This window comes from Pseudonocardia sp. TRM90224, assembly GCF_021245725.1.
Classification (GTDB): domain Bacteria; phylum Actinomycetota; class Actinomycetes; order Mycobacteriales; family Pseudonocardiaceae; genus Pseudonocardia.
On record NZ_JAJGSX010000044.1, the window covers coordinates 1 to 22,785 of the forward strand.

Annotated in this window: 15 protein-coding genes; 8 read left to right on the forward strand and 7 right to left on the reverse strand. The window is 71.5% G+C overall.

Going from position 1 to position 22,785, the window contains the following annotated elements:
* On the reverse strand, window positions 1-989 hold a 989-nt coding region (locus LL648_RS36410; protein WP_232667391.1), incomplete at its 3' end, for a DUF222 domain-containing protein.
* A 643-nt stretch (window positions 990-1,632) separates the two neighbouring features.
* Window positions 1,633-1,782, reverse strand: coding sequence for a hypothetical protein (locus tag LL648_RS36415; RefSeq protein WP_232667392.1), 150 nt, complete (start codon window positions 1,780-1,782; stop codon window positions 1,633-1,635).
* A gap of 71 nt (window positions 1,783-1,853) precedes the next feature.
* Here LL648_RS36415 and LL648_RS36420 point away from each other — a divergent pair, with 71 nt between their 5' ends.
* A complete protein-coding gene (locus tag LL648_RS36420) occupies window positions 1,854-2,837 on the forward strand; it encodes a GlxA family transcriptional regulator (RefSeq protein WP_232667393.1) in 984 nt (327 codons plus the stop codon).
* 5 nt (window positions 2,838-2,842) lie between these two features.
* On the opposite strand, the gene LL648_RS36425 is transcribed toward LL648_RS36420, so the two are convergent.
* Window positions 2,843-6,880 (reverse strand): serine protease, encoded by a 4,038-nt coding sequence (locus LL648_RS36425; protein WP_232667394.1) that lies wholly within the window; start codon window positions 6,878-6,880, stop codon window positions 2,843-2,845.
* A gap of 401 nt (window positions 6,881-7,281) precedes the next feature.
* Window positions 7,282-10,140 carry an ATP-binding protein gene (locus LL648_RS36430; RefSeq protein WP_232667395.1) on the reverse strand — a complete coding sequence of 953 codons (2,859 nt, stop codon included), beginning with the start codon at window positions 10,138-10,140 and terminating at the stop codon, window positions 7,282-7,284.
* 83 nt (window positions 10,141-10,223) lie between these two features.
* Here LL648_RS36430 and LL648_RS36435 point away from each other — a divergent pair, with 83 nt between their 5' ends.
* Entirely contained in the window at window positions 10,224-11,546 is a 1,323-nt protein-coding gene (locus LL648_RS36435; RefSeq protein ID WP_232667396.1) for an MFS transporter, read from the forward strand.
* A gap of 12 nt (window positions 11,547-11,558) precedes the next feature.
* Here LL648_RS36435 and LL648_RS36440 read toward each other — a convergent pair whose 3' ends face one another.
* Window positions 11,559-12,359, reverse strand: coding sequence for an inositol monophosphatase family protein (locus tag LL648_RS36440; protein ID WP_232667397.1), 801 nt, complete (start codon window positions 12,357-12,359; stop codon window positions 11,559-11,561).
* A complete protein-coding gene (locus tag LL648_RS36445) occupies window positions 12,356-13,537 on the reverse strand; it encodes an ROK family protein (protein ID WP_232667398.1) in 1,182 nt (393 codons plus the stop codon). Before LL648_RS36445 ends, LL648_RS36440 begins: the two co-directional genes overlap by 4 nt.
* 30 nt (window positions 13,538-13,567) lie before the next feature.
* Between LL648_RS36445 and glgA the strand changes: the two genes are divergently transcribed.
* From glgA to LL648_RS36470, 5 genes are all read left to right on the forward strand, one after another.
* Window positions 13,568-14,743, forward strand: coding sequence for a glycogen synthase (glgA, locus tag LL648_RS36450; RefSeq protein ID WP_441344312.1), 1,176 nt, complete (start codon window positions 13,568-13,570; stop codon window positions 14,741-14,743).
* Between the two features lie 113 nt (window positions 14,744-14,856).
* Window positions 14,857-16,044 carry an MFS transporter gene (locus tag LL648_RS36455; protein ID WP_232667399.1) on the forward strand — a complete coding sequence of 396 codons (1,188 nt, stop codon included), beginning with the start codon at window positions 14,857-14,859 and terminating at the stop codon, window positions 16,042-16,044.
* A gap of 67 nt (window positions 16,045-16,111) precedes the next feature.
* Window positions 16,112-18,100 carry a HelD family protein gene (locus tag LL648_RS36460; protein WP_232667400.1) on the forward strand — a complete coding sequence of 663 codons (1,989 nt, stop codon included), beginning with the start codon at window positions 16,112-16,114 and terminating at the stop codon, window positions 18,098-18,100.
* A gap of 69 nt (window positions 18,101-18,169) precedes the next feature.
* On the forward strand, window positions 18,170-19,294 hold the full coding sequence (locus tag LL648_RS36465) for a DUF6585 family protein (RefSeq protein ID WP_232667401.1): 1,125 nt from the start codon (window positions 18,170-18,172) through the stop codon (window positions 19,292-19,294).
* An 816-nt stretch (window positions 19,295-20,110) separates the two neighbouring features.
* A complete protein-coding gene (locus LL648_RS36470) occupies window positions 20,111-21,424 on the forward strand; it encodes an HNH endonuclease signature motif containing protein (protein WP_232667402.1) in 1,314 nt (437 codons plus the stop codon).
* On the opposite strand, the gene LL648_RS36475 is transcribed toward LL648_RS36470, so the two are convergent.
* Complete coding sequence (locus LL648_RS36475) at window positions 21,348-21,965, reverse strand: zinc-ribbon domain-containing protein (protein ID WP_232667403.1); 618 nt, start codon at window positions 21,963-21,965, stop codon at window positions 21,348-21,350. The genes LL648_RS36470 and LL648_RS36475 overlap by 77 nt on opposite strands.
* Window positions 21,966-22,043: 78 nt before the next feature.
* On the opposite strand from LL648_RS36475, the gene LL648_RS36480 reads away from it, so the two are divergent.
* Window positions 22,044-22,781 carry a PIG-L deacetylase family protein gene (locus LL648_RS36480; protein ID WP_232667404.1) on the forward strand — a complete coding sequence of 246 codons (738 nt, stop codon included), beginning with the start codon at window positions 22,044-22,046 and terminating at the stop codon, window positions 22,779-22,781.
* The last annotated feature ends 4 nt before the right edge of the window (window positions 22,782-22,785 follow it).

Consider the following 22,785-nt stretch of genomic DNA (forward strand, 5'->3'; position numbering starts at 1 on the left):
CATTCCGTCGGGGATGACGCGGTTTGCGCGGCCGATGTCGAGTGGTTGGCTGTCGCCGTTATGACGATGGGGATGACAGCGGCGTGGCAGGCGAGCAGCCGCAGATCCTTGGTGGCGATGGCGCCGCCGAAGTCGAGGATCGCGGTCCGGACCCGGTTCTCCAGCTCTGCGAGTGGGATGTGCACGTTGAGGTGCGGGCGGTGGCCGCCGGCGTGGGGGACGTCGCCGTGGTCAAGCACATACCCGCAGATATCAGCGAGTGCTGCGGCTTGGCGCTGTCCCATGCTGCGCTGATCATCGCTGGTGGTCGGCTTCGACTTGGCGTCGATCAAGGTGGCGATGGTGGCGAACAGGACCGGGTTGTCGAACCGGCCCTTGATCGTCCCACCGGGCCGGTCGGGATGGCGGGTGATGGTCAGCTCGTTGACCTCGGACTCGGGGCCGTCGTCGGGGTCGGGTCCGTCCTGGTCGAACGACCGGACCACTTGCATCCCCAGGGTGAAGAGACCTTGCGGGTCGAACACCGCCGCCTGGTCTGCGAGCTGGGCTTCGACGTGCGCGCACGTCGCCGGGGTCAACCGCCCGGCCTCTTTCGAGCCGAGGACTTCGGCGATCTTCTCGACGTGGCGCAGGCTCATCGCCCCGGCCTCGAACGCCGCCGCCGTGGCGGGCAGCCGGGGCGGCAACACCTGACCGCCCAGGGCGATCCGAGGACAGACATGCTCGGCGGCGGTCACGTACCGCCTGGCATCGTTGCGGTCGAGATTCCACAGATCCCGGATCGCGTGGATCGGCGACTTGTACCCCCGCGCGTGAAAGCCGCCCTCACGAACGAAAGCACTGATCGCGCAAACCTTCGCAAAGTCCACCCGCCGCCCCAGAACCTCTAACTCACGGGTCGCAGTGCACCGTTCTTCGAACGCCCCGACCAGGGTGTCTGCCTGCAGTTGTGCCACCCCGTCAAGGGTGGCCTGCAGGTTCTCGGACATACTTCCATTTTAGACGCGGCGAAGATCCATAGCCACTCCAATTTCGCCATCTTCCCTGTTTCTGGGGTGGCTGGGTTGGGTGAAGAGCGTATTTCCTGGTTGCGTCGCCTGCCGTCCCCGACCTGCACTCCAGTCCCGACGATCGGCCTGCGGGAAGAGGGTGGTCCTCTGTCCTGTGGTGCCGTCCAGAGAACATTCCCACCGCGCACGCCGTCGCACCAAGACGTGCCCACCTCCTGGACAAAGGCGTCGACAACGACGTTATGGCTGTTTGTGAGCGCTAACAACAGCCAAAATGTCGTTGTCGACGGCCGGCGCAGCCGGCGTGCCCGCCACCCACAGGTGGAGCTGAAGAGTGCCATCCCGGAGACTTGCCCGCCCGGCGAGGGCGCCCTTAAAAAACGCGACCACCAAGACCAACAGGGACCACGGCCACGAGACCATCCGCCACAGACCCACCCAACGAACCACGTCGAGAACCACCCGCCACCCGCCCAAAACGCGCGACTCACCGCTCCGAAACGCGCGACTGGACCTGGTGGGGTAAGCGTCGACAACGACGTTCTGGTCGTTTGTGAGCGCTAACAACAGCCAAAACGTCGTTGTCGACGCCCAAGCCCGGCCGGCGCCGAAGGCGTGCCAGTCACGCCCGGCGTCTCGTGCACACGCCGGAGCCGGACCGGGTGAGGAGCTGGTCGGTCAGCCGGCCGGCGAGGACCAGCAGGCCGAGCGCGGCCAGCGTCACGGGCACGCTGACGACAACGGGAACGCACATGAACGCGGTGAACAACACGACGCGATGGTCCGGCCGCTCCCGGGGTCGTCGACAGTGGCGGGAATGTCGACTTCCGATAGATTACCGCCATGCACGTCGTGGCCGTCCTTGCCGTCGATCACGCGCACAGCTTCGACCTCGCCACGCCGCTGCAGGTCTTCACGACCGCGCATTCCGTGCCGGTGCAGCCGGGTGCCGTGCTGGGCGAGCCGCTCTACCGGGTCGTGGTGTGCGGTGACGGCGAGGACATGGTCGTCACCGGGGTCGGCGGCGCCGAGATGTACCGGTACACGCCCGCCCACCGCCTCCGCGTCGCGCTGGACGCCGACACGATCGTCGTGCCGGGGTCGGCCGGGCACCGGTGGCCGTCGCCGGACGTGATCGACGTCCTGCGCGAGGCGCACCGGCGCGGGATCAGGATCGCGTCGATCTGCGGCGGAGCGTTCACGCTGGCTGCCGCCGGGCTGCTCGACGGGCGGCGCGCGGCGACGCACTGGACCGACGCGATGGTGATCGCCGAGCAGTTCCCGCTCGTCGAGGTCGACGCCGGAGTGCTCTTCGTCGACGACGGTGACGTGCTGACGTCGGCCGGCGCGGCAAGCGGCCTCGACCTGTGCCTGCACATGATCCGCCGGGACCACGGCTCGGCGGTCGCGGCGGAGACGGCCCGGCACATGGTGGTGCCGCCGCAACGTGACGGCGGCCAGGCGCAGTTCATCCGGCACCGCGATCCCGGGGTCGGCGACGGTTCGCTCGAGCCGACGATGCGGTGGATGCGCGAGCGCATCGACCAGGCCCTCACCTCGGACGAGATCGCCGAGCACGCGGGTGTCAGCGAGCGCACGCTCTACCGGTGGTTCCGCGAGCAGACCGGCAAGTCCCCACTGCAGTGGATCTTGCAGCAGCGGCTGCGCTACGCCCAGGAGCTGCTCGAAACCACCGACCTGCCGATCGAGGCCGTCGCGCACCAGAGCGGGTTCAGCACGTCGATCAACCTGCGGCAGCACTTCGCGAGGCACACCAAGACGTCGCCGCTGGCCTACCGGCGCGCGTTCCGCGCCCGGACCGGCTGAATCCGTCAGTCCCCGGCGCAGGGCCGGTCGAGTTCGACGCCCTGTGGGAGCAGTGTGCGGACCGGGTCGGGGAACGGACCGTCGACCAGCGAGCACAGCCGGGTGGCCCAGTCGTCGGCGGTGAGCGGCAGGTTGAACGGGAGCCAGCCACTCCCGGTGCCGACGCGCAGGTAGCGCCCGTCGTCGCTCACGGTGGCGATCCGGTAGATGAGGGGCAGGCTGAACGAGCCGGCCTGAGCGCCACGGTCGACATCCCAGAACGCGACCGTCCGGACGTCCGTGGTCTGCGTCGTGAGCGCGTGCCCGTCCTGCGAGACGCCGAGCAGCCCTGTTGCGCCGGGCACCGGGATCACGGACCGGACGGGTTGCAGGTCGGACCGGTCGCGCACGTCGAGGTCCTGCCCGATCGTGACGCCGACCAGCCGGTCCCCCGCGGGGGAGTATGCGTACGCGACCGGCTGCTGCGAACCGACCAGCGGGACGTCGGCGAGGTGGCGGCGCTCGCGCAGATCCCACAGCTCGCCGCCGAGGTTCCGTGGCAACGCGACTTCGTCGGGGCGATCGGGCCGGACCGCGAACAGCGTGGCTTCGTGGAACGTCTGCTCGGGGAAGGTGATCGGTTCGTACAGCTGTGCGCCGGTCGCCCGGTCCCACGTGGTCACGCGGAACCCGGAGAAGACGATCAGGCGGTCGGGCAGCAGCCGGATCGCGGGCCGAAAACCCTGCGCCGTGGCGGGCAGCTCGTGCACCGATCGGCGCTGCAGCGAGGGCACGGCGAAGTCGGTGATCGTCCAGCCGGCTGGGTGCTGGTCCAACACGACCAACCCGTCGCCGATGAACACGGAGCCAGCGGGTCCCAGCCCGGCTTCTTGGTTCGTGAGCGCCACCGTCCGGCGGAAGTCCTGGTCGTAGACGGCCACGCCTCCCTGGTCGAACGCGATGACGTGTCCGTCGTCGGCGGGCCATGCGGTCCCGTCTCCGGACGTCACCACGGGATGGGCGCGCAGCCGCAGGGCCGACGTGCCGTGCGCGAGGATCACGGTGGGCGATCCGGGGCCGTCGATCACGGCGAGGGCCAGGTTCCGCCCGGGAGTCAGTGCGTTGCGCGAGTTCGGCGGTAGGGCGAGGTCGAAGGTGCGGCCGTCGGTGAGTCGGGTGATGCGCGCGACGCGGCTGTCGATCGCGCCATCGATGGTGCTGACCTCGACGAGGTACCGCCCGCCCTTCGAGACCTCCAGCGGCTCCCGGGCGGAGCAGCGGGTGATCAGCGGCAGGCGCCGGATCTGCGTCCCGTCGGCCAGCGCGCGCAGCACCGCGACCGAGCGGTCGCCGTCCTGCTCGCAGCTCACGACGGTGCCCGGGACGGTCGCGGCGGTTGCGCTGCCGGGCGGGTAGGTGTGCCGGATGCCGCCGTCCGAGAGCGAACGGACCTGCAGCGGACCCAGGTCACGTGCCTCCCAGCCGAGCTGGATCACCACGAGATCCGGGTCGAGGGTCTGCTCCATCTCGATGTTGCTCGGGTCCTCGATCGGTGCGATCCGGTGCGGGACCTCCGCTCCCGTTCCTGCGGCTCGCAGCTCGATGACGTTCACACCCGGGCGGACCTGGTGGGTCCAGCCCACGCGCGTTCCTGAAGGGTCGAACCCCGTCGTGGCCGTCGCCGGCAGGACCGCGCCCACATGCGTCCGCTCGGGGCCGGTGCGCGAAGTGAGATCCCAGCGGAGCAGGTCGCCGTCGGCTGTGATCGCGACGAGCGCGGCCCCGCCGTCGACGAGACCGCCGCTGCGGAAACCGTCGGGCACCGGCACGTCCCACCGATCCGGCCGGCCGGCGGCCAGCCCGTCGATGACCGCGAGCCCCTTGCCGTGGCGGACGAGCACGCGGTCCGTGCCGTCCGCGTTGGCGAGGCTGTCCAGGCCCTCGCCGTTGACGTCGGGGATGATCGCGTCGACCGAGCGCATGGAGAGGTACTGGTTGACCAGCGCCGTGCGGGCGGCGGCGTTGTCCGGGTCGAGCTGCCACGCGGTGAGCGCGAGCTGCGTCGCGGTGACGGGGTCGTAGCCGGCGCGGGCGAGCGCCGCCTGCGCGACGAGCTCGGCGTTCGCGAGGCGGAGCTGGTCGTTGACGCGGTTCCCGCGGTTGACGGCGACGACGGAGAGGGTGCCGGCGGCGAGCGCGAGCACGGCGAGCACGGCGGTGAGCACCCGCCAGCGACGCACCTTGCGACGCTGGAGCGCGCGGCTTCGGCGGATGTACTCGCGGTTGGCGGGGGAGAGGTCGGCGCCCGCCGCGGGCAGGCGGTCGAGGGCTGCGGAGAGCGAGGTGCCGCGCAGGAGCGCGCCGTCGTCGTGGTCGGCGTCCTCCCAGCGTTCGCGCTGCTCGTCGAGCTGCGCCCGCCAGGCGATGACGTCGCGGTCCTCGCCCAGCCAGTCGCGCAGGCGGGGCCAGTGCGCGATGAGGGCCTGGTGCGCGAGCTGGACGTGCTCGGCACCGTTGGCCGAGCGCGCGAGCACGACGAGCCGGCCCGCGGCGAGGCGGTGGACGATCGGACGCAGGTCGGCGGCCACATCGGCCCAGGCCAGCGAGGTGCGCATGAACCTGCCCTCGCGGTCGGGGCGGGCCAGTGCGGTGAGCAGCCGGCGCAGTCGCGGCGCGTCGTCGGGATCGGTGAAGCCGGCCAGCACGGCCTCGGCGTGCGTGGCGATCACGCCGGCCACCCCGCCGGTCTGCTCGTAGGCCGCGACGGTGAGGTAGCCGCCGTCGCGGCGTGACCACAGCTCGGTGAGCAACGACTCGACGAGGGGCAGCTGGCCGGGCTCGGTGGCGGCGTCGTCGAGGATTCGGTCGACGAGCCCGGCCTCGAAGGAGAGGCCGGGGGCTCGTTCGGCCGGCGCCACGATGGCATCGCGCAGCTGGCCGCGTTGCATCGGCGGGACCAGCACGGTGCCGGCGCTGAGCAGTCCGGCGAGCTCGGGCACCAGCACCTCGTCGAGCGTCGCCGAGCGCAGCGTGAGCACGGCGCCGATCGGTTCGGGGGCCGTCACCAGCTCACCCACTCGGTGCAGCAGCTCGCGCGCGCTGTCGGGCTGGGCCGCGGCGAGCTCTTCGAACTGGTCGACGACGAGCACGAGCCGCCCGTCCCCGTCCGTGCTCGCCGAAAGGGCGGCGGCGAGCGCCGGTTCGACGGGCTGGTCCGGCAGCGGCGTCAGGCGGGCGATCCGGGCGCCCTGGGCGCGCAGCCGCGGCACGAGACCAGCACCCACCAGCGACGACTTCCCGACCCCCGACGGTCCGACGACCGCCACGAGCGGGTGCGCGCCAAGCGCATCGACGAGCACGGTGACGTCGGTGTCGCGGCCGAAGAAGAACTCGGCGTGCTCCTCGTCGAACGGTTCCAGGCCGCGGTACGGGCAGGGCAGCAGCTCGGGATCGACACCGAGGACGTGCTCGACCGGGATCAGGTACGCGGTGGTCGTGCGCCCGCTGGCATCGGCTGCGACGGTCATGCCGACCACCGCGCCGGTCTCCTCGTGCCACACCGGGGCGCCGCTGAAACCTTCGACGATCGGCTGGTCGCCGACGTCGCTCTGCAGCTGGAACCAGCGGGTGCCCTGCTCGCCGCGGATGCGTCCGGTGCTCCACACGCCGTCGGTCATGCCCTCCGGGAAGCCGAGCACCCGGAAGCGCTGGTCCCACAGCTGGTCGACGCGCCGCAGCGGCGGCATCCGGGCCCCGGCCGGCGCCGGTTCGAGCAGCTCGAGCACAGCGACGTCCCCGGTGCCGTCCTCGGCGATCGGCAGCCAGCGCCGAACGACCGCCCGCACCGGGGCGGCGTCGTGCAACGGGAAGTCCAAGCTGATCGGGCCGTCGGGCGGTTCGGGCGAGTACGGATCGGTGCCGGCGGCGCTCGCCACCACATGGGCGCACGTCGCCACCAGATCCGACCCGATGAGGAAGCCGGCGCCCACGACCTCCCCGGCAGGCGTTCTCACCCTGGCTGCCGCGCGCATGGCGAGGCTGTGGTCCTGGCTGCTCAGCGGCACGCTTCAGCTCCCCCGACGACTCGTGGCGGAGCATAGGCGGACGTGCCGCGATGCCCCGACCCGCCGGGCCGGTCGCCCACGTCCCAACTCGGTGAGTCGACACTTCCAGCACGGTGAGTCGACGGTTCCAACTCGGTGAGTCGACGGTTCCAGCACGGTGAGTCGACACCTTCAGCCCGGTGCGGCGCGGCGCCGAATCGTGGGACTCGCGCGCCGGAACGTGGGACTCGCGTGCCGGAGGTGTCGACTCACCGTGCCGGAGGTGTCGACTCGCCGTGCCGGAGGTGTCGACTCACCGTGCCGAAAGTGTCGACTCACCCGCCCGCCTCGACTCGCGCACGGGGTGGCCCCGACTCGCGCACGGTGTGGGCCCGACTCGCGCGCCGGGCGGGCGGGTGCCGTCAGTCGGGGTGGGGTGGGTGGGTGGTTGCCAGGGCCGTGGTGAGGCCGTCGCGGGAGGTGATGCCGAGCTTCGTGTAGCTGTGGGAGAGGTGCACCTCGACGGTGCGGAGGGTGACGAACAGGGCCTGCGCGATCTGCTTGTTGGTCAGACCGTCGGCGGCGAGCTCGGCGACGCGGCGTTCGCTGCTGGTCAGCGCCTCGGCGCCGGTGGTGGCGCGGCGGTGGATGCGGTGTCCGAGGGTGCGCAGCTCGTCGGCGGCCCGGTCGGCGAGCGGGGTGGCGCCGCACCGGTGGGCGAGGTCCATTCCGGCGCGCAGCTGGGCGCCGGCGGCGCTGCGCCGGCCGGCGCGACGCAGTGCGGCGCCGTGGTCGACGAGTGCCTCGGCGCGCCACAGCAGGCTGGGTGATTCCGCGAGGACGTCGACCGCCTCCTGCAGCAGGGCGAGGCCGGGTTGTCCGCCGTGGACGAGTCCGGCGACGCGCAGCGCGCCCCCCACCGCTTTTGCGACGCCGAAGGCTCGGGCGCGCTGGAGGGTCTCCTCGGCCAGCGTCGCGGCGCCGTCGGTGTCGCCGAGTGCCAGCAGCACCGTCACCAGCGGGATCCGGGCGTCGAACTCGGACGGGTTGTGCCAGCGCCCGGCCCGCAGGCGGCGCATCGCTTCCTCGAGGTCGGCGCGTGCCGCGGCCGGCTCACCGGCGGCGGCGCGGAGCCGGCCGCGGATGATGAGCGGGAAGATCGCCGACTGCGCGCGCGGCAGCTCGCCGTCGATCTTGTGCTCGACGACGAGCGCCTCGGCCTCCGCGGTGCGTCCCTGGTCGATCAGCGGGCAGATCAGCCGCGACACCGCCATCGTGACGGTGTAGGGAACCGACTTGTCACGTGCGTCCAGGCTGGTCCGGGCGTCGGACTCGGCGCCCCGGAGGTCACCGCGGCTGTGCCGGACGAGCGAGCGCTGCCACCGGGCGGCGGCGACCAGCTTCGGCAGACCCTGCAGGGCCACGGCGTGGACGGCCCTGGTGAGCTCACGTTCGGCGAGGTCGTAGCGTTCGGTGGCGATCAGGCACAGCGTCGTGTTGAGGCGGGCCCAGCCCACCTGTCCGCTGATCGTGGGCTGGACGGCCACCCGCTCGGCGATGGCGACGGCCGCAGCGGCGTCGCCCGTGGCGAGCGCGGTCCGGGCGAAGAACGAGTGGATGTCGATCTCGGTCACGGTGGTCATGGGCAGGTCGCGGAACCGCTCGACCTCGTCCTCGATCCGCGCCGGTAGGTCGGGGTGCATCTGCAGCGCGACCAGCCGCGCGAGTTCGAGCTGCAGCTCCAGCGAGCGATCGTGCGGCGCGACCGCACGGGCAGCGGTCTCGTAGAGCGGGAAGAGGTCCCGCAAGCGCGGGGCGTTGGGCACCAGGTGGTCGCCGAGGAGGATCAGGGCCCGCGCCCGCAGCACCGGGTCGTCGGCGGTCTCGTACACCTCGCGCAGGTGGTCGCCGGCCGCCGGCGTGCCCCAGCCGGCCTCGGCGCGGCCGAGCTCGAACAGCACGTGCAACCGCTGGTCAGCGCCAGGGGGCTCGGTCAGCGCCCGCTGCAGCAGCGCACGCGCGGTGTCCGGTGCGCCGGCGGTGGTGGCGGCGCGGGCGGCCGCGCGCAGCGCGTCCACGACGTGCGGATCGCCGGCCGGATGGGTGGCCAGCAGATGCACGGCGACGGACTCGGGCGGCGCATGTTGCCCGGTCAGCAGCACGGCCGCGCGGGCATGCAGGTCGGAGCGCCTGGCCGGGGCGATGTCCTGGTAGACGGCGGTGCGCACCAGCGGGTGCACGAAGCGGAGCGGTTCACCCGGCTCCAGCACGGCCACCCCGGCGAGCGCGTCCCGCACCTCGGCGGCCCGTGCGGGGGCCAGCTCGGCCAGCGCCGCTGCCGTGACGAGCGATGCGTGCTCGCCGAGCACTGCCAGCGCCCTGGCCAGCGCGGGCGCGTCGGGGTCGATCCGACCCACCCGCATCAGTACGGCCGCGCCGACCCGCGCGGGGGCCATCTGCCGCACGCTCGCCGGGTCGAGCGCGTCGACGGGCCGGACGTCGTGCCGCAGCTCGGCGATCAGCTCGGTCAGCAGGAACGGGTTGCCCAGGCTGACCTCCTGGCAGGCCAGGCAGAGCTCGTCGCCGGCTGCGGGATCGAGCCGTGTCCGCACGAGGGTCTGCACGGCGGTCGAGCCGAGCGGTCGCGGCCGCAGGATCCGCGTGCGTGCCTCCAGCACCATCGACTGCAGCAGCGGTCGCTCGGCGTCCTCCCCGGTGCGGATCGCCAGCGCCACCAGCACCGGGAGTCCGGACAGCCGGCGGGCGAGGTGGTCGAGGAACCGCAGCGACGGCTCGTCGGCCCATTGGACGTCGTCGACGACCAGCAGCACCGGGCCGCGTTCGGCGAGGTTCGCCACCAGCCAGTGCAGGCCGTGCAGCCGGGCGAACTCGGCCTGCGCCCCGTCCTCGGGGGCCGAGGCGACGTCGAAGACCGGCTCGGCGAGCCGGGCCGCGTCGTCCAGCAGCTTGTCGCGCTCGCCCGCTCCGACGCCCAGCAGGACGGGCTCGAGGAGCTGTCGGACGATCCCGAAGCCGTAGCCGCGTTCGAACTCGCCGGCCCGCGCCGAGAGCACCTGCATCCCCGCGTCCCGGCCGTGCCGGGCCAGCTCGGCGAGCAGGACGGTCTTCCCGATCCCGGCCTGCCCCTCGATGGCGAGCAGCAGGCCCTCGCCGACCTCCACGACCTCTCCGATCGTGGCGCTCAGCTCGTCCAGCTCGCCTGCGCGATCGAGCAGGAGCGGCGCACGGTTCGCGCTCGCGGAAAGCGGTCTGGTCACCATCGCGGGTGATTCTGTCCCAGTGCGCGCCTGGACCACCACAATCACACCTGGGCGCGAACACATTCGACACGGAAAGGTCAACGATGTCCGAGCCGGCTCCTGACGATCAGCTGAGCCAGACCCGACGGTCGGCGATCGGGGGTTTCCTGGGTACAGCGCTGGAGTACTTCGACTTCACGCTGTACGGCATCGTCGCCTCCGTCGTCCTGGGGCGTGTCTTCTTCGCAGGAGGGGATTCGTTCGCGTCGGAGATGGGCGCCATGGCGACCTTCGGCGCCGCGTACATCGCCCGCCCGATCGGCGCCCTCGTGCTCGGGCACCTCGGTGACCGGCTCGGGCGACAGCGAATCCTGCTCTTCACCATCGTCCTGATGGGGGCGTCGACATTCCTGATCGGCTGCCTGCCCGGCTATTCGTCGATCGGACCCCTCGCTCCTGTCGTGCTCGTGGCGCTCCGGCTGGCACAGGGCTTCTCCGCGGCCGGTGAGCAAGCCGGGTCGAGCACCCTGACCACCGAGCACGCACCGCCCGGATCGCGGGGGTTCTACACCAGTTTCACCAATGCGGGCACGCTCCTCGGCAACTTCCTCGGGCACGCGGCGTTCATCCCGGTGCTGGCGATGCCCGAGGATGCCCTGCTCGCGTGGGGCTGGCGGCTGCCCTTCCTGGGCAGCGCGGCGGGCATGGTGGTCGTGGTGTTCCTCCGCAGGAGGCTGCGCGACGCCGACCTGTTCGTGGCCGTCAAAGCCGCGAAACGGGCTCCCGCACCGCTCGGTGAGCTGTTCCGGGAGAACTGGAAGAACCTGATCCGGGTTGTGCTCTGCTGCCTGATGGCGGCCCCGACGGCGATCTCCGCGGTGTTCGGGCTCTCCTACGCCACCCGGATCGTCGGGCTCGACGCGGGCGTGGTGGTGGCGCTCACCACCATCAGTCTCGGCGTCGGAGCGGTGACGATTCCGTTTTGGGCGATGCTCGCCGACCGGATCGGCCGCCGACCTGTCTTCATCGGCGGCGTGCTCATGGGTGGCGCCGTGCTGTTCGTGAAGTTCCATTTCATCGCGGAACGCAACTTGCCGATGCTGGTGCTCGCCCAGTGCGTCCTCGTGTTCTTCTTCATGGCCGGCTACGCCACGCAACTCTCGATCTGCGCGGAGATGTTCGCGACGAAGGTGCGTTTCTCGGGGGTCGCGGTCGGCACCCAGGTCGGGTACCTGCTGGGCGGATTCGGCCCCACGCTGTCCTATGCCATCCTCCGGCCCGGGCCGAACGGCTGGCTGCCGGTCGCGATCCTCGGGGCACTGTGCTGTCTGGTGGCCTCCGCGGCGGTGTTCAGCGCGCCGGAGACGAGCGGAGTCGATCTCGAACGACTCGACGTGCAAGTGTCTGAGGGCAAGATCGGATCCTGAGCGGCGCCCGCGTCACGCCGGCCGCCAGTGCCGGACGAGTGCGTCGTGCAGCCGGCCGTTCGAGAGAACGCATCCGTGCACCGGCCGGTCGTAGCGTTGGTCGCGGCCCCACCGGTCGGTCACGGTCCCGCCCGCCTCACGCACGAGGAGGCAGACGGCGGCAACGTCGTGCGCCGATGTCTGGCCGTACAGGTCCGCGTCCCAAGTCCCCTCGGCGACCTTGCAGCCGGAGAAAGCACTCGGCCAGGGGAAGCGGGCGCTGCTCGCCTGCAGGTCGGGATCGATCGTGACGTGCTGCAGGCCGTCGGAGTCGAGCCCGCCCGGAGTGGGTCGACGGCCGCCGCCGCTGACGATCGCGGGCTCGCTGCGGCCGTCCCGGGCGGAGACGAGCAGCCGCTGCCCGTCGCGGTAGGCGCCACCCCCGGCGGTCGCCCAGTAGGTCTCGCCGGTCGACGGGTTGTGGACCACGGCAACTTGCGGGACGCCGTCGCTGACGAGGGCGATCGAGATCATGAAGACGGGAATGCCGAGCACGAGCTGTTGGGTGCCGTCGACCGGGTCGATCACCCAGGTGCGGGGCCCGGGCCGGAGGTGGCTCGCCTCCTCGCCGAGCACCCCGTCGCCAGAGAACCGCCCACGAACGTGATCGATGAACGACAGGTTGACCTCGCGGTCGGCAGCGGTCACGAGCGACCGGTCCGCCTTGGTCGTCACCTGCAGGTCCGTGGCCCGGATCGCCCGGATCCGCTCGCCCGCGGCCACGGCGAACCCGCGCGCGAAGTCCAGCTCGGCGGTTGTGCTCGTGGCGGTCATCGCGTCGCCAGCGACCACGGATCACTCAGGAGCTCGACGAACAGCTGCTCGGCTGCGCCGATCAGCGCTGCGTCACCGCCGATCGGGGTGCTGGCGATCGGCGGCATGCGGCGCCGGTGGGCCCGGAGCGCCGCGGCCGCGGCCGCGCGTTCGACGACGTCGGGCAGGAGGGTGTGCAACTGCGCGGCGTGGCCGGCCAGCACGACGAGATCGGGGTCGTGCACGTTCACCACCGCGCCGATCCCCCGGCCCAGCGCGACGCCTACCTGACGGGTGGCAGCCACCGCCGCTGCGTCGCCCGCCCGAGCGCCCTTGATGATCCGCCGGACCGCGGCGGCAGCGGTGGCCGCATCTGCCGCAACGCCGGCCGCACGCGCCAACGCGAGCTGGTCGACCTCGGTCTCCCAGCATCCGCGGGCCCCGCACCGGCAGAGCTCGGCCGTCGTACCGAACGGGAGGTGGCCGTACTCGCCGGCCAGCCCCGACCGTCCGGGCATGGGACGGCCGTCGACCACCAGTGCGCCACCGACGCCGACGCCGGCGTGGATGTGGAGGACGGTCGACCGGCCGTGGCCGATCCCGCGCACCGAATCGGCCAGCGCGATCAGGTTGGCCACATTGCCCATGCGCACGGGGAGGTGCTCGGGAAGCCCGAGCATGCCCAGCAGATCCACATCGGTCCAGCCGAGGTTCGGCGCCTCGACGATCGTCCGCGACGTGTGGTCGACGAGCCCGAACACACCGATCCCGACCCCCCGACAGCGCGCCCCGAGATCGGACAGCCGTCGGTCGAGCGCGCCGCGCACGACCGCGGCGACGGCCTCGACCGCGTGATCCGGGAGCGGGATCGAGTGGATCGCCGAGAGGCGCCCGCCGATCCCGGAGGTCGCCACCCGCACCCCGTCGACGCCGACCTCGGCGACAGCAACGACGGGTCCGTCCGGGACCGGCGTCACGAGTGGGGTGGGCCGGCCTCGGCGACCGGTCGGCAGCGACGGCCGTTCGGTGAGCAGCCCGATGTCCGCCAGGTCGGTCACGAGCGCGGCGGCGGTTGCGCGCGTGCAGTCGAGGGTGCGCGCCAGCTCGGCGCGGGAGATCTCGCCGCCTGCCTCGTGGACGGCTCGGAGCGCTCGGACCAGGCCGGCTCGGCGCAGGTCCGCGGCGGTTGACGGGATCACGTCGCCCATTATGCTCATGGCGTCAACAAAATGGGGGAGATCATGCGGGTCGGCATGCTGACCAGGGAGTTCCCACCACACGTCTACGGCGGTGGCGGCGTGCACGTCGAGTTCCTCGTCGGAGCGCTGCGCCGGCGCGACGTCCAGGTCGCGGTCCATTGCATCGGTGAGGCGCGGCCCGGGGCGACCGCGCACCGCGACGACGACGCCCGCCTGCGCGCGGCCAACCCGACGCTGCCGATCCTGTCGGCCGACCTCTCGATGGCCGCCGCGGTCGCAGGCGTCGACCTCGTGCACTCGCACACCTGGTACGCCAACCTGGCCGGGTTCCTGGCCGGCCGGCTGCACGACGTGCCGCACGTCGTCACGGCACACTCGCTGGAGCCCCGCAGGCCGTGGAAGGCCGAGCAGCTGGGCGGCGGATACCGGGTGTCGGGCTGGGCGGAGCGGACCGCGTTCGAGTCGGCCGACGCGGTGGTCGCGGTGAGCGCGGCGATGCGGGCGGACGTCCTGGCGTGCTACCCGCAGGTCGATCCGGATCGCGTCCACGTGATCCACAATGGCGTCGACACCAACTTCTACCGGCCGGTGCCGGATACCGACCTGGTCGAGAGCCTCGGGGTCGACCCGGCCCGGCCCTACGTCGCGTTCGTCGGCCGCGTTGCCCGCCAGAAAGGCATCGACCATCTCTTGCGGGCCGCCGCCGAACTGGACCGGGACATCCAGGTGGTGCTGCTCGCAGGGGCTGCCGACACCCCCGAGCTGGCGGCCGAGATCGACCGCTCTGCCGACGAGCTGCGCCGCGGTCGGGCGGGGGTCGTGCTGGTCCACGGCATGCAGCCGGGTGAGCTCGTCCGCGAGGTGCTCACCCACGCCGCCGTGTTCTGCTGCCCGTCGATATACGAGCCGATGGGGATCGTGAACCTGGAGGCGATGGCTAGCGGGACGCCGGTGGTCGCGGGTGCCGTGGGTGGCATTCCGGAGGTTGTCGTCGATGGTGGGACGGGCGTGCTCGTCCCGTACGACGAGCGGGATCCGGTCGGCTACCGGAAGGGTCTCGCGGCCGCCATCAACGAGGTCGTGGCCGATCCCGCGCGGGCGCGGGCGATGGGGCGCGCGGGCCGGGACCGCGCTCGCAGCACCTTCAGCTGGGACGTGGTGGCCGAGCGGACGGCAGCGCTCTACCGCCGGACCCGCGCGGGCTGACTCGGTGTTGCCGGGTCCCGGGTGGCATTCTGGGGGCTCTTAGCCATGCCAACTACTGCCGGAGCCCGATGAACGCATCAGGGAAGCAGCCGCCCGTCCGGACACTGCGGTCGATGGTTCCGTCGGTGTTCCTGCCCGCGATGGTCTTCGAGATCGGCAACGGAGCGGTGGCGCCGATCGTCGCGATCACCGCGCTGGAGCTCGGTGCGTCGCCCGGTGTCGCGGGGTTCCTGGTTGCGCTGCTGGGCATCGGGCAGCTGGTCGGCGACCTGCCCGCGGGCTCGCTGGCGGCCCGGGTGGGAGACCGGCGGGCGATGGTCGTCGCGGGCTCGCTGTCGGTCGTGGCGATGCTGGGCTGCCTGCTGGCTCCCTCGCTGGTCCTGTTCGGCGCCTGCTTGTTCCTGCTGGGCGGGTGCAACTCGACGTTCTACCTGGCCAGGCAGTCGTACCTGACGGAAGTTGCGCCGGTGGGCCTGCGGGCGCGGGCCATGTCGATGCTCGGAGGATCGCACCGGGTCGGCTTGTTCATCGGGCCGTTCGTCGGCGCGGCGGTGATCGCGATGACGACGTTGCACGCCGCCTACGTCGTTGCGATCGTCACCGGGGCGCTGACCATCCTGCTGCTGGTGGTGGTGCCGGACATCGAGACCACGCCCCGGCCCGCAGCGTTGCGAACAGGTGGCGGGGTCGGGCTGCTGGAGACCCTGCGGACGCATCGCCGGTTGCTGGGCACGCTGGGTGTGGCCGTGCTGGCGGTCGGCGCCACGCGGGCGGCGCGTCAGGTGGTGCTGCCGCTGTGGGCCGTGCACCTCGGGCTCGGTGCGGCGGAGACGAGCATCGTCTTCGGCATCGCGGGCGCCGTCGACATGGCGCTGTTCTACCCGGCGGGCAAGGTGATGGACGGGTTCGGGCGGCTGGCCGTCGCGGTGCCGTCAATGCTGATCCTCGGGGCCGCGACCGCGGTGCTGCCGCTGACCGGGGAGATCGTCGGGCTGACCGTCGTGGCGATGGTGATGAGCCTCGGCAACGGCATCGGGTCGGGCATCATGATGACCCTCGGGGCCGACGCCGCACCACCGGGCAACCGGCTGCGGTTCCTGTCGATGTGGCGGCTGATGAGCGACACCGGCAACGCGCTCGGCCCCGTCGTGGTCTCGGTGATCGCCGGGGTGTGGGCGTTGGCGGCGGGGATCGTCGCCGTCGGCGGGGTCGGGTTGCTCGCCGCCGCAGGGCTGGCGCGGTGGGCGCCGCGCTACTCCCCGTTCGCCACCCGCGCGATGGTGCGGGCGCACCGGGGCTGAAAACCGGTGCGGTTGCCGCGCTCCAGGTTGGTACGGTCTTCGGCCGCATCGGATCTGGGGGGAACGGGTGAGCACATCGGGGGCGGTCGCCGAGATCGAGGCCGAACGTCGATATCTGGTACGTGCACGTGATTCGTTGACGGACTACCGCGATCGCATCCGCGCGATGGCGGAGCAGGCGGTGCGGCGGGGCGAGGACGAGCAGCTGATCTTCTGGCTGACCCGCAGGGCGCGCCAGCTGGAAGACCCGTTCGACACCCCGCTGTTCTTCGGGCGGCTGGACGGCCCGGAGTCGCATCCGCTCTACATCGGGCGCCGCCACGTCGCCGACTTCGACGACTTCCCGGTGGTGATCGACTGGCGCACCGACATGGCGGCCAGGTTCTACCGGGCCACGGGCACCGACCCGATGGAGGTGACGCGCCGGCGCCGGTTCGGGTTCGACGACGACCACACCCTCACCGGGTTCGACGACGAGGTGCTCGCCGAAGTCCCCGCCCATACCGGTCTCAGCACGGTCGTCCGGGAGGCCATCGAGGCGGCGCACTTCGGCCCCATGCGCGACATCGTGGCCACCATCCAGGCCGACCAGGACCACGTCGTCCGGGCCGCTGCCGATGTGTGCGTCGCCGTGCAGGGCGGTCCGGGCACGGGGAAGACGGCGGTGGGGCTGCACCGGGCGGCATACCTGCTGTACGAGAACAAGCTGGTGCGCGAACGCGGCGCGCTGGTGGTCGGGCCGAACGAGGCGTTCGTGCACTACATCTCGCGGGTGCTGCCGGCGCTGGGCGAGGTGCAGACGGTGCACATGTCGATGGCCCAGCTGGCCGGTGCGCAGCGTGGGGTACCCGAGGACGAGGCGGTGGCGACCCTCAAGGGCGACGCGCGGATGGCCACCGTGCTGGAGCGCGCTATGTGGTCGATCGTGCAGCCGTGGCCGGAGGACCTGCGCATCACGCAGACGAGCCCGTACGTGCGGGTCCACCGCGAGGACCTGCACGAGCTCTCGGCCGATCTCGTCGCGCAGCGGGTGCCGTTCGGGCAGGCCAGGGCCTTGATGCGGGAGCGGATCGCGGCACGGGTCCGCCGGACGGTCGAGGAGCGCGGTCGGACGCTGACCGACGCCGAGACGTCCGGGATCGGCCGGGGGAAGCCGGTCCGGACCGTCGTCGACGGGATCTGGCCGGCGGTGAAGGCGCGCGACGTGCTGCTGCGGCTGTGGAGCGAGCCCGAGTTCCTCGCCCGGTGCGCCGACGGCGTGCTGAGCGTGGCCGAGCAGAAGGCGTTGTGGTGGGACGAGCCGCCGGCGAGCGCGGCCCGGGCCCGCTGGAGCGTGTTCGACCACGTCCTGCTCGACGAGCTGGCCGCGCACCTGGAGCCGCCGCAGGTGTACGGGCACGTGGTGCTCGACGAGGCGCAGGACCTGTCGGCGATGCAGCTGCGTGCCGTTGGTCGGCGGTGCGCGGCGACGGCGACGCTGCTCGGCGACCTCGCGCAGCAGACCACCGCCTGGGGTCGGCCGTCGTGGCCGGACGTGCTCGCGGTGCTCGGCCTGCCCGGCGACGTGGTCCAGCTCAACACCAGCTACCGGGTGCCCGCGGAGATCCTGGAGCTGGCGAACCGGCTGCTCGACGTGATCGCGCCGGAGCTGCCGCGCACGACATCGGCCCGCACGGCCGTCGACGCCGTGACGCTCGTCCCGGCGGTGGACGTGGTGGCGGCCGCCGCGGACGTCGTGGCCGCGGTGCCCGCGGAGCAGGGCAGCGTCGGCGTGATCGTCGCCGATGCCGACGTCACTCGGGTGCGCCGCGGGCTGCGGACGAAGGGGATCGAGACGGTTGCCGTCGACGGCGTCGACCGCGCGCACCGGGTCGCGCTCGTGGCCGTGAGCCAGGTGAAGGGCCTGGAGTTCGATCACGTCGTGCTGGTCGAACCCGCGCAGATCCTCGCGGTGGGCGAGCTCGGCCCCCGCCACCTCTACGTCGCGCTGACGCGCGCCATCACCCGCCTCACCGTCGTGCACGCCCAGCAGCTGCCCGAGGTTCTCGAATCCTGACCCCAACCGGCGGCAGCGCCGTGGGGTCATCCCTCCCGACAGCACGCCGATCGTCGCCGTGGGGGAGCCGTGAGCAGCGCCGACAACAAGCAGGGACGCCTGGCCCGCATCGTGTGGGGTCTTGTCGTGGGCCTCGTACTGGTCGGGATCGGCGGGTGGTTCACCCAGCCCGATTCGCCGCCGACGTACGGCGCGATCGAGTGCGACGGCGAGGTCATGGGGCCCGGCGACAAGTGCGTCGTGATCAGAGGTGGCGGCGAGGACTTCACCTACGAGTCGGAGCAGGCGCGGCGGGCCTCGACGCTGGCGAGCTGGCGGGACGAGCCTGGCGACGAGCTCGTCGGCTGGGTGCTCATCGGCGCAGGTGCGCTGGCTGCCGCGGCCGGGGTCGTCGCCGGCGTGCGGCGGAAGGACACTGGCCTGAGGGCGGAGCTCGCCGCGATGCCGGCGGTGCCGCCGGAGGTGGCGGCGTTCGCTGCGGAGCACGGGTTCGGCGGCCGGTCGTTGACCCACCGCGCCGAGACCAACGGTGTGTGGGGCGTGCTGATCGCCGGCGTGATCTTCGCTGCCGTGACGTTCGCGCTGCTCGTGGGACCGGGGAAGGACGGCGGCTGGCTGATCCTCGCCGTCCTCTTCTGCGGTGCGATCGCGCTCATGTGCTTCGGCCAGGCGGGCCGAGCGTTCATCGCGGCCCGCACCGACCTGTATCTCTTCGACCACGGGCTGGTGCACGCCCGCGGCGACGTCCTGACGGCGTTCCCGTGGCGTGAGACGCAGATCCGGCGGTCGGTCGTGAAGGAGCGGGACGCGCCCAAGCCGGCATTCCGGTACTGGTTGCAGCGCACCGGCGGACCGACCGTCGAGCTGCACCCCCGCCTCGAGCTCGACGAGTTCGGGCCGGAGATGGAGCAGCGGTTCACCGTCGAGCGGGTGCCCGTCGACCTCGACGCCATCGTGGCGGGACACCAGGTCCAGTACGGCCCGTTCGCCGTCGACCACGCCGCCCTGACCACCCGGAAGGGCATCATCGCCTGGTCGGAGCTGCGCGCCGTCGAGCTGCAGAACGGCGAGGTGCGGGTGTGGGTGTTCGGCGCCGACCGCGCCGAGACCGTCGAGGTGTCGAAAGTGCCGGACGTCTTCGTGTTCCTGGCGGTCGTGGACGCGCTGCGGGCGGTGGCGCAGCGGGCGTCGTGACGTCGACGGCTCCACGCGTGCGCGAGTCGGGGCGGGTGAGTCGACACTTCCGGCACGGTGAGTCGACACCTTCGGCACGGTGAGTCGACACCTTCGGCACGGTGAGTCCCACGTCTCGGTGGGCGAGTCCCACGTTTCGGCGGGTGAGTCCCGCGGTTCGGTGGGCGAGTCCCGCGGTTCGGTGGGCGAGTCTCGCGTTTGGGAAGCGGTGAGTCGCGCGTTTGAGTGGGTGGAGGTGGGTTCTCGACGTGGTTCGTTGGGTGGGTTCGTGGCGGATGGTCTCTCGGCGGTGGTCCTGGCGGGCTTGGTGGTCGCGTTCTTCAAGGGCGCCCTCGCCGGGCGGGCAAGTCTCCGGGATGGTCGGGTCGTGCCATCCCGTCGACCCCCTTGGGGGTACCACACGGCCGCCCGTGGGCGGAGCTTGCTTGTTCTCTCACTGTTTGTTGGAGGGCCGCCCACGGGCGGCCGTGTGGTGGGGTTTTGCCAGGTCGACGGGATGGCACTCTTGCCTCACCTGTGGGTGGCGGGCACGCCGTTGGTGCGACGGCACACACGTGGTGGTGTCGGCACACATGTTGTGACATGTGTGCCGAAGCCATCCGGTGTGTGCGGTGCGAAAACCGTCTCTAGACGGCACCACAGGAAAGAGGACCACCCTCTTCCCGCAGGCCGATCATCGGGACTCGAGTGCAGGTCGGGGACGGCAGGCGACGCAACCAGGAAATACGCTCTTCACCCAACCCGGCCACCCCAGAAACAGGGGAAGATGGCGAAATTGGAGTGGCTATGGATCTTCCCCACGTCTAAAATGGAGGCATGTCCGAGACCCTGCAGGTCGCCCTCGACGGGGTGGCACAACTGCAGGCAGACACCCTGGTCGGGACGTTCGAAGAACGCTGTAGTGCGACCCGTGAATTGGAGGTTCTCGGGCGCCGGGTGGACTTCGCGAGGGTTTGCGCGATCAGCGCTTTCGTTCGTGAGGGCGGCTTTCATGCGCGGGGGTACAAGTCGTCGATCCACGCGATCCGGGACCTGTGGAACCTCGACCACAACGATGCCAGGCGGTATGTGACCGCCGCCGAGCACATCTGCCCGCAGATCACCCTGGACGGGCAGGTGTTGCCACCCCGGATGCCTGCCACGGCGACGGCGTTCGAGGCCGGAACGATGAGCCTGCGGCACGTCGAGAAGATCGTCCACGTCCTCGGCTCCAAGGAAGCGGGGCGGTTGACGCCGGCGGACTGTGCCTACGTCGAAGCCCAGCTTGCTGAACAGGCGGCGGTGTTCGACCCGCAAGGTCTCTACGTCTTGGGGATGCGGGTGGTCCGGTCGTTCGACCAGGACGGACCCGAGCCCGACGACGGCCCGGAGTCCGAGGTCAACGAGCTGACGATCACCCGCAACTCCGACCGGCCCGGCGGGACGATCAAGGGACGGTTCGACAACCCGGTCCTGTTCGCGACCATCGCCACGTTGATCGATGCGAAGTCGAAGCCGAGCACTGCGGATGATCAGCGCAGTGCTGGGCAACGGCAGGCCGAAGCACTCGCTGATGTTTGTGGCTACGTGCTCGACCACGGCGACGTCCCCCACGCCGGCGGGCACCGCCCGCACCTCAACGTGCACATCCCACTCGAAGAGCTGGAGAACCGGGTCCGGACCGCGATCCTCGACTTCGGCGGCACTATCACCACCAAGGATCTGCGACTGCTCGCCTGCCACGCCGCAGTCATCCCGATCGTCATGAACGGCGACAGCCAACCACTCGACATCGGCCGCGCGAACCGCGTGATTCCCGACGGAATGCGACGAGCCGTCGCCGCCCGTGACCGGGGATGTGCGAGGTGTGGCCGTCCGCCGAGTTGGTGCGACATCCACCACATCATCGAATGGCAGAACGGTGGACCGACCGAAATCAACAATCTGGTGATGTTGTGCAGGATGCATCACCGAGAAGTCCATGCCACGGAATGGTTTGTGCGAATACTTGATGGCCTGCCGGAGTTCATTCCGCCCAGGTGGGTGGATCCGGATCAGAAACCCCGCCGTGCATTTATTGAAACAGAGCCCGGTCGGCGTCGGTCCATTCCAGCGACCGGCCCTGAGTGGCGCAGTACATGGACCAGGTAAGCAGCGGCCCCGACGGGCGGGGCGGGCGCGCCCAGTAGCCGATCGACTGGTCGTACCGCCACGCTCCGGTGCCCGGGCCCTTGACCATCACGAGCTGCCCCGCCCGCTCCAGCCGGGCGAGTGCCTTCCCGAACCGGGCGGTCGACGCCGATGGAGCGCTGCGGCGCGCGCCGAGCATGACGTGGCCCCGCTCCCGGACGTGCGCGACGAACAGGTCGGGTCGGGCGATCCGGAACCGGTGCTCGACGACGCCGTACTCCACGAACGGCTCACCGGCCTTCACGCAGGCGAGCAGCGGTTCGAGCAGCTCCACGATGGCGGCGTCGTCGGCGGTGGGGCGGGTCGCCGGCGCCCCGGCGGCCTTCCGCCCCGAGGACGTCCGCGTGGCAGGCGCCTCCACCACGGCCGGGGCGACCGACCAGACGTGCTTACCCGTGCCGTCGTGGTCGTCGGTGCACGTGTACTCGACCCGACCGTCCGGCATCCGTCGGGGCGGCCGGACGTCATCGAAGGAGAAGCACCGCGGACAGGTGACGATCAACGGACAACCTCGGCTCGACCCACGGTCCCGACTCTAGCGAATCGCGAATCGCCGCCTCGGACACGCGAGGATGTCGATATGACACTGCCTGCCCTCCCCGAGGAGAACTTCCAGCGCGTCCTCTGCGTCGTCGCGCATCCGGACGACATGGAGTACGGCACGTCCGCGGCCGTCGCCCGCTGGACCGCGCGCGGCATCGAGGTCGGCTACCTCCTGCTGACCCGCGGCGAAGCGGGCATGCCGAACCCGCCCGAGGAGACGGCCCGGCTGCGTGTGGCCGAGCAGAGCGCCGCCTGCGACGCCGTCGGCGTGAGCCGGCTGACCGTCCTCGAACACCCCGACGGTGTGCTCGTCTACGGCTTGGACCTGCGCCGGGACATCTGCCGCGAGATCCGCCGGTTCAAGCCTGACGTCGTGCTCGGCGCCAGCTACGAGATCGAGACGCCCTACGGGTTCGACCAGGCCGACCACCGCGCGGCCGGGCTCGCGACGCTCGACGCGTTGCGTGATGCCGGCAATCGGTGGGTCTTCCCGGAGCAGGTCGACGAGGAGGGTCTCACGCCGCACTCCGTGCGCTGGTACATCGTTCCCACGCTCGCCGCCACCGCGACGCACAGCGTCGACGTCACGGGTGAGCCGCTGCGCCGCGGCGTCGCCTCGCTCGAAGCGCACGCCGCGTACCTGGCCGCGCTGCCGGACCACCCGGCCCCCGCCGAGTTCATCCCGACGTTCGCGGCGATGAGCGGCAAGGCCATGGGTGTCGAGCACGCGGTCCTTTTCCGTGCACACGACCTCATGACGCGACCGGAGCTCTGACCGG